General features: G+C 45.4%; 13 protein-coding genes. 7 read left to right on the top strand and 6 right to left on the bottom strand.

The window, feature by feature from the left end; all coding sequences use genetic code 11:
• Nucleotides 1–253: 253 nt before the first annotated feature.
• Both bchI and ruvC read left to right on the top strand, forming a co-directional pair.
• Nucleotides 254–1,363, top strand: a complete 1,110-nt coding sequence (bchI, locus tag IQ263_RS00800) for a magnesium chelatase ATPase subunit I (RefSeq protein WP_194065716.1) — start codon at nucleotides 254–256, stop codon at nucleotides 1,361–1,363.
• Nucleotides 1,364–1,453: 90 nt separating this feature from the next.
• Nucleotides 1,454–1,987: a crossover junction endodeoxyribonuclease RuvC gene (ruvC, locus tag IQ263_RS00795; RefSeq protein ID WP_194065704.1), complete on the top strand. Its 534-nt coding sequence runs from the start codon at nucleotides 1,454–1,456 to the stop codon at nucleotides 1,985–1,987.
• A gap of 88 nt (nucleotides 1,988–2,075) precedes the next feature.
• On the opposite strand, the gene IQ263_RS00790 is transcribed toward ruvC, so the two are convergent.
• Nucleotides 2,076–2,645, bottom strand: a complete 570-nt coding sequence (locus tag IQ263_RS00790) for a Uma2 family endonuclease (protein ID WP_194065703.1) — start codon at nucleotides 2,643–2,645, stop codon at nucleotides 2,076–2,078.
• A gap of 330 nt (nucleotides 2,646–2,975) precedes the next feature.
• Between IQ263_RS00790 and IQ263_RS00785 the strand changes: the two genes are divergently transcribed.
• The gene (locus IQ263_RS00785; RefSeq protein WP_194012741.1) at nucleotides 2,976–3,350 is read left to right on the top strand and encodes a hypothetical protein; all 375 of its coding nucleotides are present in this window, start codon (nucleotides 2,976–2,978) and stop codon (nucleotides 3,348–3,350) included.
• Nucleotides 3,351–3,440: 90 nt separating this feature from the next.
• On the opposite strand, the gene IQ263_RS00780 is transcribed toward IQ263_RS00785, so the two are convergent.
• Complete coding sequence (locus IQ263_RS00780; protein WP_194065702.1) at nucleotides 3,441–3,710, bottom strand: hypothetical protein; 270 nt, start codon at nucleotides 3,708–3,710, stop codon at nucleotides 3,441–3,443.
• A gap of 252 nt (nucleotides 3,711–3,962) precedes the next feature.
• On the opposite strand from IQ263_RS00780, the gene IQ263_RS00775 reads away from it, so the two are divergent.
• The 3 genes from IQ263_RS00775 (at nucleotide 3,963) to IQ263_RS00765 (ending at nucleotide 6,187) form a co-directional block, all read left to right on the top strand.
• Complete coding sequence (locus IQ263_RS00775) at nucleotides 3,963–5,186, top strand: hypothetical protein (protein WP_194065701.1); 1,224 nt, start codon at nucleotides 3,963–3,965, stop codon at nucleotides 5,184–5,186.
• A gap of 9 nt (nucleotides 5,187–5,195) precedes the next feature.
• A complete protein-coding gene (locus IQ263_RS00770) occupies nucleotides 5,196–5,429 on the top strand; it encodes a hypothetical protein (RefSeq protein ID WP_194065700.1) in 234 nt (77 codons plus the stop codon).
• Between the two features lie 122 nt (nucleotides 5,430–5,551).
• Nucleotides 5,552–6,187, top strand: a complete 636-nt coding sequence (locus tag IQ263_RS00765; RefSeq protein ID WP_194065699.1) for a restriction endonuclease subunit R — start codon at nucleotides 5,552–5,554, stop codon at nucleotides 6,185–6,187.
• Between the two features lie 272 nt (nucleotides 6,188–6,459).
• On the opposite strand, the gene IQ263_RS00760 is transcribed toward IQ263_RS00765, so the two are convergent.
• The 3 genes from IQ263_RS00760 to IQ263_RS00750 form a co-directional block, all read right to left on the bottom strand.
• The gene (locus tag IQ263_RS00760; protein ID WP_194063299.1) at nucleotides 6,460–6,795 is read right to left on the bottom strand and encodes a ribulose bisphosphate carboxylase small subunit; all 336 of its coding nucleotides are present in this window, start codon (nucleotides 6,793–6,795) and stop codon (nucleotides 6,460–6,462) included.
• Nucleotides 6,796–6,840: 45 nt separating this feature from the next.
• On the bottom strand, nucleotides 6,841–7,251 hold the full coding sequence (gene rcbX, locus IQ263_RS00755) for a RuBisCO chaperone RbcX (protein ID WP_194065698.1): 411 nt from the start codon (nucleotides 7,249–7,251) through the stop codon (nucleotides 6,841–6,843).
• A gap of 137 nt (nucleotides 7,252–7,388) precedes the next feature.
• Nucleotides 7,389–8,819 carry a form I ribulose bisphosphate carboxylase large subunit gene (locus tag IQ263_RS00750; RefSeq protein ID WP_194012734.1) on the bottom strand — a complete coding sequence of 477 codons (1,431 nt, stop codon included), beginning with the start codon at nucleotides 8,817–8,819 and terminating at the stop codon, nucleotides 7,389–7,391.
• A gap of 751 nt (nucleotides 8,820–9,570) precedes the next feature.
• On the opposite strand from IQ263_RS00750, the gene IQ263_RS00745 reads away from it, so the two are divergent.
• Nucleotides 9,571–11,325 (top strand): protein kinase domain-containing protein, encoded by a 1,755-nt coding sequence (locus IQ263_RS00745; RefSeq protein ID WP_194065697.1) that lies wholly within the window; start codon nucleotides 9,571–9,573, stop codon nucleotides 11,323–11,325.
• A 278-nt stretch (nucleotides 11,326–11,603) separates the two neighbouring features.
• On the opposite strand, the gene IQ263_RS00740 is transcribed toward IQ263_RS00745, so the two are convergent.
• The gene (locus IQ263_RS00740; protein ID WP_194065696.1) at nucleotides 11,604–12,593 is read right to left on the bottom strand and encodes a methyltransferase domain-containing protein; all 990 of its coding nucleotides are present in this window, start codon (nucleotides 12,591–12,593) and stop codon (nucleotides 11,604–11,606) included.
• Nucleotides 12,594–12,899: the final 306 nt, after the last annotated feature.

Here is a 12,899-nt window from a genome sequence, read left to right as displayed (position 1 = left end):
CGCCCGCCCCAGCTAAGGCCCCTGCACTCCCACAGAAACCAGGTTTTTTACCGGGATTAAAAGCTATAGCCCAGTTTTGCCCAAAAATTCGGCTTCTCAGTCAGGGACGCATTATGACGGTGTAGCAAGGCTTTGAGATTGCTTCACTACCTTCCAAATGACAGAAATACGTTAATCTAAAATCGCAAATCTAAAATCTAAAATCGGTTATCCCTTACAATAAACAAGCAATTATTATATTTTGAGTTATCCTGTGAGTCCTACTGCCGAAGTCAGCAATACCGTAAATGCGGGCGCTCTGCCAACCGTTACCGCAGCCCGCCGCGCTGTTTTTCCCTTCACTGCAATTGTTGGCCAGGAGGAGATGAAACTGGCGCTGCTGTTGAATGTCATCGATCCGAAAATTGGCGGAGTGATGATTATGGGCGATCGCGGTACGGGCAAATCTACCACAATCCGCGCCCTCGCTGACTTGCTGCCAGAAATTGAGGTGGTGGCTGACGATCCTTTTAACAGTCATCCCACCGATCCGGATTTTATGAGCGATGAGGTGCGCGATCGCACTTTGCATCACGGTACAATGCCCATCGCCCGCAAAAAAGTCCAAATGGTAGACTTGCCGCTCGGCGCTACCGAAGACCGAGTTTGCGGTACGATCGACATCGAGAAAGCTTTGGCCGAAGGAGTTAAAGCTTTTGAACCAGGCCTGTTAGCCAAAGCTAACCGCGGCATTCTTTACGTCGATGAAGTCAATTTGCTCGACGATCATTTAGTCGATGTTTTGCTCGACTCCGCAGCTAGCGGTTGGAACACTGTCGAAAGAGAAGGCATTTCGATCCGCCACCCGGCTAAGTTTATTCTCATAGGTTCCGGGAATCCAGAAGAAGGAGAATTGCGGCCGCAATTGCTCGACAGATTCGGAATGCACGCCGAAATTCGGACTGTCAAAGACCCCAATTTAAGAGTAGAAATTGTCGAACAGCGATCGAGTTTTGACCAAAATCCCTCAGAGTTTCTCGCGAAATATCAGCACGAACAAGACGATATGCAGGAGAAATTGGTGGAAGCCCAGGAAAGGCTAAAATCCGTAACTATCGATCGCGATTTGCGAGTCAAAATTTCCCAAGTCTGCGCCGAATTGGACGTAGACGGACTGCGGGGCGATTTAGTCACAAATCGGGCCGCCAAAGCTTTCACCGCCCTAGAATGTCGCACAGAGGTCACTGTAGACGATATTCGCAGGGTGATGACCCTGTGTTTGCGGCACCGATTGCGGAAAGACCCGCTAGAATCGATCGATTCGGGCTATAAAGTGACTAAAGTGTTCGATCGAGTATTCGGCCTAGAAACAACTGAGGAATAATTAATAATTGGTAATTGGTAATTGGTGGTGATGAAACATTTCCCAAATTTTTAATGCCTCATTCCCCATTTCCAATTACTAATTTCTGCAATGGAAAAACGAATTTTAGGATTAGATCCGGGCTTAGCAAATCTCGGCTACGGGGCTATTTCCTATCAAATTGTCCCCGGAAAAGAAGATGAAAACAGCATTTCCATGATTGATTGCGGCGTAATTAAAACAACGCCCAAACAGGAAATGGGACAGCGGTTGAAAACTATTTACGATGATTTGCACGAGGTAATTGAACAGATTAAACCCGATATAGCAATTGCCGAAAAACTGTTCTTTTACAAAATGGGAAATACCATACTCGTAGCCCAAGCGCGGGGTGTTTTGACCCTAGTATTAGCGCAGTGTGGAGTGCCGCTGTTCGAGTTTACCCCAGCGCAAATCAAAAAAGCATTAACTGGGCGCGGTAATGCGGATAAATCTGAAGTACAAGAGGCCGTAGCGCGGGAGTTAGAGTTGGCTTATATTCCGAAACCGGACGATGCGGCGGATGCTTTAGCGGTGGCTTTGACTGGTTGGTACGACGATGATATTTGTCCGAAAAAAATCCCATTGGAAACCGTAAAAATTTAATCTAATCTTCAGTCTCGCGTTGCGCGGACTTTGTTTTTGTAGAAGCGATTTCAAGATCCGATTCCCATTGCTGGTTCCCAATTCCCGTTCAAACCATCGGCAAATTCAAAACAAATCCCGGCAACACATCTTCACCCGACAAACTCACCGGAAAATGTACAATCTCCACCTCGCAATTAGCGCGATAAATTTCCACTTGTTCGTCTTGAGGATTAATCAGCCAACCCAAGCGCAAACCGCTGTTGATATATTCCTGCATTTTCTCCTGAAGCGGCCGCAGCGCATCTGTCCGCGAGCGCAATTCTATCACAAAATCAGGGCAAATCGGCGGAAACTTCTCCCTTTGTTCATCTGTCAAAGCCGACCATCTTTCCAAGCTAACCCAAGCCGCATCGGGAGAACGGTCTCCGTTATTTGGCAGCCTAAAAATTGTTGAAGAACTAAACACTCTCCCTAGCTGCGTTTGACGGTTCCACAAGCCCAAATCTGTAATTAAATCGGCTTCTCGATTGCCGCTGACTCCGCCTACTGGTGACATAATGATGATTTCTCCTTTAGCAGTCCGTTCAAATTGCCAATCTCGATTCATCTGGCACAAACGGTAAAACTGTTCATCTGTTAGTTCGACACTATCTAAGTTTAAAGTAACGGTTGTCATTTTTCCTAACTCCCGAAAAATATGAGTTCTGCCAACCTATTTTAGCGCCGCTTTCTGTCAATGACAAATTTATCGCCTGCTCTGTGATATTGCTTCACGACCTTCGTAATGACAGACGAAACAAATCAATTTTAAAATCAGTCCTCCCAGGGAGGACTTTCGCTTTCCGACTGGGGTTAAAAGCCGATTCGGACTATTGCGAAGTACCAAATCTCAGGTGACAATATAATTAAGTTCGATCGCCCAATCTCAACATCAATCAAAAAAATGCTATAATATATAATTTAACTCCTAAACTTCTCCAGTCAACAAAGCACAAACTAAAATTTTATGGTGATTATTACTTCACAAGAAATTGCCCAATTTCGATCGCAATTAGCCGAATATCCCGAAGCCCTAAAAGCCCTCGACGAAATCGAAGATTGCGAAGGGAATATCGAAGATGCAGCAATATCTCTGGCAATTCAAGCCGGACAAGAACCGAACATTTCGGAAAAGTGGCTGGACGGATTGGCCAAAAGATGCCGCGTTGCTATCTGCAAATCTGAGGTTAAAGAAGAGTTGACAAACGGACAATTGAATGCAGCATTTAGAGATTTAGTCGCTGCAAAAATTTGTCCTAAAATTTTGGTAACTTCCGTGATTATTTATGTATTTAAAACTGGAGTAAATGATTTTTGCGAGCCTCTGGAATATCAACTGTAAAGCCATTGATGCAGTTAAAATTGCCCCGATTTTCTGAAACAAAACGAGGCGATTTATAAAGAGGGATGGCTAGGTCGCGCGGACTTCGATCTACCCCTGTGCGCTGCTGTACCCAGCCGGCACTAAATCCGGCGACAATCCCAAAGATTTCCCCAGCAAACGAGCCAGTTGCACTAAAAAATTGGCAGTATCTCTGTCTCCTTCCCCGGCCATTGAAGCTGATATCTGGATTAGCATCTGCACAAATCCGGCATCTATTAAATGGGAACAGGAACTTAAAACCTCTGGTTCTTGGCCGTTAGGACAGGTGAGCACTCGCTCGATCAAGTTCAAATAAGCTTCTTGGCGTTCTGGATTCATTTTGGGAGGATGGGTACAGTCAATAATTTATTATTACGCTTAATTCTGTTCTGTCAATCAGGCGATCGAATATGCGATCCCCGTCTTTGCTCTAGAATCTTTATTCCGTCTGGAATAGACAGAAGCTTAAAGAAAATCTTAAGTTTCTCAATCTTAGTTTAGTTGAGGTAAGGTGTTATTTGGCACACTCTAATATTAGGTAAGATAGGCCGACTGCTACCCTAGGATTCAAGAAAATTAGGAATTTATCAAATGAAAATAGGAATATTTTTAGGAAATTTAGGAAATCCCGCTATCTACTATCCCAAACTCGCCCAAATTACCGGCGGAGTTGGTGCGAGTATTTTTCTTTGCCAATTATTGCAATGGCAAGCGCAACATTCCAACTCTAGCGAAGGGGTGAAAACTAACAGCAACGAAATTGAAAAAGCCACGGGTTTAAGTCCTGAAGAACAAGAAATCGCGAGAGGGTTGCTAAAAGTGCGATCGCTCTTGAAAGAAAAATTCACAAATCCCCACACGGACACCCTAGAACTCTGGGCGGACATTGACGCTTTTGAGGAAAAACTTAATAACTTTTTTGCCAACAACCACACCGAGACTATAACAGAACCAATTCGCGATCGCACAAATCGCCCTGTAGAAATATTATCGGAAACTTCCCCCCCACAGCGTGCAGTTAAAACCGACAAATATTTCGGACAACCGCGCCAGCAAATAGCCGTTGCTGTCACCGCGAATTACCAATTTAGTGGGCCTTGGAATTCCCAAGAAGAATTGCACAACTTTCAGCGGGCTTTAGAAGAATATGCCAGAGTTCGCAACTTAGGATTTGGCAATCCTTCGGGATGGGCTTTTAAAGTTATTGATAGCATGACAAAAGGCTTAGCTTCGACTTTTTGGGACGAATTTATCGCGGGAATTCCTTTGGGAGAAAGTCAGAAAGTTAAGCGGGATTGGGAAATTGAGCCGGAAGTGCCTTATCCGGCGTTTGAAGAGGAGCGAATTCAGTATTACGTCCACAAGGGCGAACCGCTGGAAGCAGCAGTGTCTAAGGCTCGCGCTGACTTGAGAAATCCGGTGTTGGGGAAGGATTTGTGGGAGGGTTTTTTGCGAAAGTGCGATCGTATTGCTGATGATGCGCTGAAAGCAAAACTGCAGGGCGTTGACACACCATATCTGCCCTCTTCCTTCAACGAAAAACCGCAAATCACCAAGGATAGCGTAATGCGAAAATTAGGGGCGATCGCGCCGCAATTTGCCCTGAATCAATCCACATCTGAAACTATCGCCGAACCGCCAAAACTCGAACCACAAGAACAGATCACCGCTGACGAAATCCCCAGTATTTCATCTTTACAAAAAGCTTACCAAACTCCTCTCGGTCGCAGTATAGTTGAAAAACAAATCGCTGCTAATCCACAATGGGGCTATGAAATTGTTAATGGTGAAATTATAGAATCAATTTTTTTTTAGGAGGCGAATGTGAAGCGAGTTAGCGATATCGATCCGCTGGGAATTGAGCGGGCAAATCCTTCGGATGCAGAAAGAGAAAAGCTGCGACAGGAAAGATTGCAGCACGAGAAAAGTTTAGGTTTTCAGCAGTTAATAGAATTTTGCAGTTTGGGCGAATACGGCATGGCGAAAGAGCTTGCAGCTAGACATTCTAGTTGGGGTTATGAAATAGTTGACGGAGTTGTAATGGAGCGGATGGATTAGGTTCGTAGTAAAGACTTTAGTCCCTTATTAAAGCATAGGAAGAAAAAACTAAAGTCCTCACTACGAACCTGTTTTTCCTAATATGTTAGGATTAGAATAGAGATTTAATTGGTTTTAAAGTTATGACAGTTATTAATGCAAAAAATCTAACATTATCAGAAGTACACCGTCTGTTCGGCTTTCAAAAGCAGTACACTAACTCATTTACCTCTCTGTTATCTCTTGAAGATATCACAGAACACGAACAGCAGGAACTTACACAAATTAGGGATGATTTTGATGACTATATTTCCACGGATCGAGTTTCAGAAGGACTGGTAAAAGCTCTGACTACCTTTCCCTTAATGCGATTGGCTGGCTTCTACCGCCGCCCGATTAAAATTAGTTTAGAACAAGACATCGCTGAAATTAGCATTGAAGATGAAGATACTATCATTAAAGGACGGTTTGATATCTTGGCTGTCAACAGGATAAAGCCCATGAGAAGCGATACATATTTTTGGGTTTTGGTAATTGAAAGTAAAAATTCTGGAATCAACGCATTGATGGGTTTATCCCAATTGCTAACCTATGCTTATCAAAATTTAAAATATCAAGACACTATCTGGGGTTTGACAACCAACGGAATGCACTATCAGTTCGTGAATATTCAGGGGGGAAATACCCCAAGCTATCAGCTATTGCCTTTGCTAAACTTGATGGAACCCGAACCTTCAATTTTGTTGCTGCAAGTTTTAAAGGCTATTTGTAAGCTGTAGATGAAGGAAGAAGGAAGAAGGAAGAAGGAAGAAGGAAGAAGGAAGAAGGAAGAAGGAAGAAGAAAGAAGAAACATCTTGCTTTGATTCGGAGACTCTCTTGAAATTATCTGCGTTGATATGTGTTTATCTGCCTTTCATCTACGGTATATCTATCAATAAAAGATTTATCTAATAAGTCTAATCATCATCGCCCTAAAAAAAAATGAGGCGGGGAGAATTCCCTACCTCAATTTTTAGCTAACTTTTCTCTACAAAATAGAGTTGTTAAAGCTTAGTAGCCTCTGGTGTTTGGCTTGTGCACGATGAAGCTCAGCACTTGGCACTGCTTCACGTTGTCAAAACCCATAACGCGGATGTAGCACTGAGGATTTTCTTGGCGGCAAGCTTGAATTTCAGTCATGATTTCTTGGACGCTGCGAGCACCAAACAAAGGCAACTTCCACAAAGTCCAGTAGCGCATTTCAGCAGCAGAACTTTCGTTGAATTCTACGCCGGGAATGTAGCCTTGATCGAGGATGTATTGGAGTTGCTTGGCAATTTGGGCGTCTGTCAGCGGGGGCAAATAGGACAGAGTTTCGTAACGACGCTCTTTAGGTAAAGTCTTCATTTTTTGTATCTCTAAGGTGTGTGTTCGATCGCACTTCTCGATCGATTAACTCGACAAATTATCCAGATTCGGTTCAGAATCTATTGATGCTTCAGGATGACTGGTAGAAACAGACCAATTAAGTTGCGTAATTCGCTCTAAATGCTGGCGTCTGTGTTCCATATTCGCCTGTTGAATGCCAGTACAAACCATTTCTGGCAAAAATTCCGTCACATCGTGAGCCAGATATTCTCGCACAGTCATGATCCGAAATCCTAAATCTTGATTTTCCCTCAGCAGCTCGTCAATGTAAGCTTCTCCATCTTGGATTTTGTTCTTCGTGGAAAAGTCATTCAACCAGATGGCTTGGGCAGGATTGGTTTCGCTCAACTGAGCGACCACAATCCGCACGGATTGATAGGTTAGGTAACTTGCCAGCACCTTAGCGGTGTCTTTCGCAACTTGTTTGAGATCCATTTTTGACCCCAGCTCCCTCAAATTTGAGATTTTGGATTTTAGATTTTAGATGCAAACTTACTTGTAAATCTTCTTCAAAGATAAAGACTTAAGAGCAAGTTTGCGACCTAAAACCTAAAATCTGTAACCCAAAATCATCAAACGGTATCCATTGCCTCGAACTCAAACTTGATTTCTTTCCAGAGTTCGCAAGCAACAGCCAATTCAGGGCTCCATTTGCAAGCTTCGCGAATGATGTCTCCGCCTTCGCGCATCAAGTTGCGGCCTTCGTTACGAGCTTGGACGCAAGCTTCCAATGCAACGCGGTTAGCTGCTGCACCAGGTGCGTTGCCCCAAGGGTGGCCCAAGGTGCCGCCGCCGAACTGCAAGCAGGAGTCGTCGCCGAAGATTTCTACCAAAGCTGGCATATGCCAGATGTGGATACCGCCGGAAGCAACCGGCATGACACCGGGCATGGAGGCCCAGTCTTGGGTGAAGTAAATACCGCGGCTGCGGTCTTGTTCGATGTGGTCTTCGCGCATCAAGTCTACGAAGCCCATCGTGATGCCTTTTTCGCCTTCGAGTTTGCCCACAACTGTACCGGAGTGCAGGTGGTCGCCGCCGGACATCCGCAAGCACTTGGCAAGTACGCGGAAGTGGATACCGTGGTTTTTTTGACGATCGATCACGGCGTGCATGGCGCGGTGAATGTGCAGCAAAATACCGTTTTTGCGGCACCATTTGGCCAAGCTGGTGTTTGCAGTGAAACCACCGGTTAGGTAGTCGTGCATGATGATCGGGGTTTTGATTTCTTTGGCGAACTCAGCCCGTTCCATCATTTCTTCAAAGGTGGGGGCGGTTACGTTGAGGTAGTGGCCCTTGACTTCGCCGGTTTCTGCTTGAGCTTTTTCAATAGCTTCTTGAACGAACAGGAAGCGATCGCGCCAGCGCATGAACGGTTGCGAGTTGATGTTTTCGTCGTCTTTGGTGAAGTCCAAACCGCCGCGCAGAACTTCGTAAACGGCGCGACCGTAGTTCTTAGCAGACAGACCCAATTTGGGCTTAATTGTACAGCCGAGCAAAGGACGGCCGTACTTGTTCAATTTGTCCCGCTCAACGGTAATACCGTGAGGAGGGCCTTGGAAGGTTTTCAGGTAAGCAATGGGAATCCGCAGGTCTTCCAACCGCAGGGCGCGCAGAGCTTTGAAACCGAATACGTTACCGACCAAAGAGGTCAGCAAGTTGGTGACGGAACCTTCTTCAAACAAATCCAAAGGATAAGCGATGAAGCAGATGTATTGGTTGTCTTCACCGGGGACTGGCTCGATGTCGTAGCAGCGACCTTTGTAGCGGTCGAGGTCGGTCAGGAGGTCAGTCCAAACAGTTGTCCATGTACCGGTGGAAGATTCAGCGGCCACAGCAGCTCCAGCTTCTTCTGGGGGAACTCCTGGCTGCGGTGTGACGCGGAATGCTGCCAAAATATCTGTATCTTTCGGCGTGTAGTCCGGGGTGTAATACGTTAGTTTATAGTCTTGAACTCCGGCTTTATACCCAGCCTTTGATTGAGTTTGGGTTTGCGCGTAAGCCATATCTCGCTTCCTAGTATTCGCTTAATTTTTTTGCCCGATCGCAGGCTGTTAAAAATATATCAATAAATGAGTGCTCTTTAATTTTAATATTCTTTTAATCCTCATAAGTATTGTTTATTTTTCTTTATATTTAGATATTTTTTGTAACATATCTTATTAAACGAAAGCGGCAAAGGATGCAGGGGGAAAGGCTGGGGATCGAGGAGATTTTGGATTTTAGATTTTAGATTTTAGATGGAGGAAACAGGAAAAATTAGTCATAAATACTTAATTTTATGGTGGAGATCGATTAAATTTGAGATGGTAAATTTTAGGTTGGGGGGAGGAAAAGTTAGTTATAAATACTTAATTTTAGGGTAGGAGATCGAGCTCAACTGCAATCGAGTATGCAATTCTTTAATTGAAAATCCCGTGGGGGGCCAAGAAACCGGGTTTATGGGAAAAATTTGGGTGTATTAACGAGAAATATAGCAAGAAACCGGGTTTCTGAGGTTGTAAAGCCCGATCGCGCCAACTCTGGCACAATCCACAATCCACAATCGCAAATCTAAAATCTAAAATTTCCTGACTCTCAGAGGGCAAAGTCAAAAATCGACAGCATAGCACATAATATGGACAGGACTGGTGCAGCAACCTGGTTTTTCAAACCAAAATCCGTCGTTACAGCAATTAAACTTCGCTTAAAACCGGGTTTCTGCCTTAGCTGCGCGTAAGTCTAATATGGATATCTAGCCCCATTTCTACTCTGGTTGTGCCTCACCCCCCTTCAAAAGCCGTCCACTGCATCAATCCAGATTGCCCAAGGCCTTACCCTCAGACTTGGGGCAACAATTTTTGTCAGAATTGCGGGACTCCGCTGCGGCTAAAAAATCGCTACGTTCCTTTAGAAGTTCTCGGTTCCGGGGGTTTTGCAGCCATATACACGGTTTGGGACACAGAAACTCAAACCGATCGCGTCCTGAAAGTATTGCTCGAAACTGCCCCGAAAGCGCTGAAACTGTTCGAGCAAGAAGCTTGGGTTTTGGCACTTTTGCGACATCCCGGTGTCCCGAAAGTCGAGCCGGACGGTTATTTTCATGTCAAAACTCAAAATTTTTCAGGCGTGGATAGAAATGTCACAGCGAGGCACTTGCCTTGTTTGGTCATGGAAAAAATTCACGGCAAAACTTTAGAAGCAGTTCTCGAAGAACACTCTCAGGGGTGTCCGCAGGAATGGGTGTTTAGTTGGCTGAGTCAAGCTGTGGATATTTTAGAGGAGTTGCACAGGTGTCAGATTATTCACCGCGACATTAAACCCTCAAATTTGATGCTGCGAGACCCGGAATCGCCACAAGTTTTGCTGAGCAAGGGTTTGGGCGGACTGCAATTGGTGGCGATCGACTTTGGGGGAGTTAAACAGATGGGCGGTGGCGCACCGGTGGGGAAAGATTCTCCGAGCTCGACGCGCTTGATTTCGCCCGGATACAGCCCGCCGGAACAAATTGTGGGCGGTGGTGTGGTACCGGCGACGGATTTTTATGCTTTGGGGCGGACTTGCATTCATTTGCTGACGGGGAAGTATCCCGCTGAAATTGAAGATCCGATGACGGGTGAGTTGCGGTGGCGACATATTGTGTCTGTGAGTCCGGCTTTGGCGAATTTGTTGGATGATATGGTGCGATCGAACGTGCAGCAGCGTCCGGCTGCGGCTGGAGATGTTCGATCGCGCTTGCAGGAGATTTATGCTAGGAGTAAGGGCAAAATTGCGACGGCCCCAACCGGTCAAGCTATTGTGGAATTCTGCCGGCAAGTGGTGGTGGCGGGGGCGCAAAAAACCGCAAGTTTGACGGTTTTGCTGTTCGGGGCGATCGCCCAAATCGTAGTAGCTTCTCTCGATACCGGCTGGGAAATGGTGCTCGGCGGGGTTGGTGGATGTGCCGGGGCGATCGGCGGTTTGGTTTTGAGTTCTGCGCCTGTCGGCCAGGAAATTGCGAGTTTTCTAAATGAAGGTTTGCACCAATTAATCCATGACATGACTTTTACTGTCGGGCCGGAATTGCTGCTGTTTGCCTTTGCGGGTTGGGGAACTGCGATCGGTTTGACGGATGCGGGGAGTTTTCGCCAGCACAAACAGTATTGGCTGTCGGGATTGATGGGAGCTCAAGCCTATTTATTGGCTGGTTTGTGCTGGATGGAAGCAACAACTTCTAGCGGCGTGCAGGGGATTATTTTGGGGGCTTTTGCGATCGCCTCTATGACTGTAGGAATGGGTTTGCGTAGCCATCAATTAGTTCATGCTTTGGTGGTGGCTGTTTGTTCTACGGGAATTTTTCTGTTTTTGAATACTTGGAATATTTTTCCTGGGAGTTTCTTTGCGATTTTGTCACAATCGTCTAATACTAATTTCTGGCTGCAAGTTTGGGGTGCGATCGCCTTTTTTGGTTTGTTGGGAAGTACGATCGGGCTTTGTTTGGGAGTGAGTCATTATTTAGTTGTGCCCGTGCTCAGGTGGTTGGGCTGGCGCTAATTAAACCTCTCCAATATTTTTTTTGAGTTCGATCGGGCTGTTATATCAATTCCGGTTGCACTCAAACATGACTATTGACTGTTGACTGTTAGCTGTTGACCAATAACAACTAACAACTGCCAACTAACAACTGCCAACTGCCAACTAACAAATAACAACTAACAAATAACAGCTAACAGCTAACAACTAACAGCTAACAACTAACTAATCATTTGACTGTCAACAGTGAATTTACTCTTCCGATGAAGAGAGGATTTGATATTATTAAGTTTTCGATCCTAAACACCTGTCATAGTTTTAGTGGAACTTATTTCGGTTAATTCTGCCAAGGAATGCGATCGCACTGCGCGAAACATCCCAAAGCGACATAGCCCCACACCAAACGCTAATCGCATCAGTAAAAGTGTCGGTACTTCTCGCAGAGACTTGATAAAACCCGATACACCAAAACGTACTAATCCGACGGGTCTAACTATACCTTGCCAGATAGAATCTATCCAAGAAGGAAGGGTTTCTTGCGTCCAATCTGCGGTGGTTACAGTGCCATCCACAAACCCCGTTTCTTCTAACAGTTCTGAAAAGCCCTCGATGCTTGAAAAAGCCGGATGCGACCACTGATCCAGCAGTTGTCGCATTACAGGTTTCTCCCAAAAATTGAGAGGGATTTGGCGCGAATCTCTTTGATTCCAGTCAGCCACAACCAGCAGGCCACCAGGCTTGATTACCCTCATCAACTCTTTGGCAAAAACAGCTTTATCTGGCATATGGGGCCCTGCTTCGATCGACCAAACCACATCAAAACTCGCATCGGGAAACGAAAGCGCCATAGCATCATCCACCCGAAACTGCAGATCGAGTTCTGGGGGAGTTAATTCTTGAGCGCGTTTAACTTGCTGCGGGCTGATAGTAATTCCCGTCACAGCAAACTTATAATCCTGGGCCAGAATGCGGCTGCTACCGCCAATTCCACAGCCCACATCTAGAACAGTAGTACCAGCAGGTAATTTATCTAAGCCGCCCCAGCGCACCATTTCATGCACAAAATCAGATTTTGCTGTGAGGAAATCTTTCCGTTGTGGCGGCGAACCGTAATGGCCTAAGTGGATGTGTTCGCCCCAGTAAAATTCTAAAATTCCGTCTTCTGTCCACTCGTCGTAGGAGTTGGCCACAGAGTCGGATGATTGATAAGGGCGAGCCGTGATTAAATAGATCAGAAGGGCGATCGCCAGCAGTCCAAACAAAAGTCCAAATACCACAAATAAATTCATTTTTTCCTTTCTCTTATCATCTCAGGAGCTAGCACAAAATCCAACTTGGCGCGTTTTTGATTCACGATGTCTATTTGTTGCGACAGACTACAGCGAAAAAGTTAGCGATTTATGGGCTATCGCCTAGTCTTTACTGTCACGACTCAGCTATTATCTGACTGAGCATCTATCAGCAATCGGTGAAATTTCATAGACTTGCGCTGCATAAGTCTTCGATCGATAGATCAACCGCAGATGTCAAGCAGATCGACACAGATGCAACGCAGATGCTTTTCAGATAATTTGTGAATGAATGCCAGAGGTAAA

Origin of the sequence: Tychonema sp. LEGE 06208 (assembly GCF_015207505.1) — a bacterium.
In the GTDB taxonomy this organism is placed as follows: domain Bacteria; phylum Cyanobacteriota; class Cyanobacteriia; order Cyanobacteriales; family Microcoleaceae; genus Microcoleus.
Note: the sequence above shows the minus strand (reverse complement) of the source record. Positions and strands in the feature narration are given on the sequence as shown.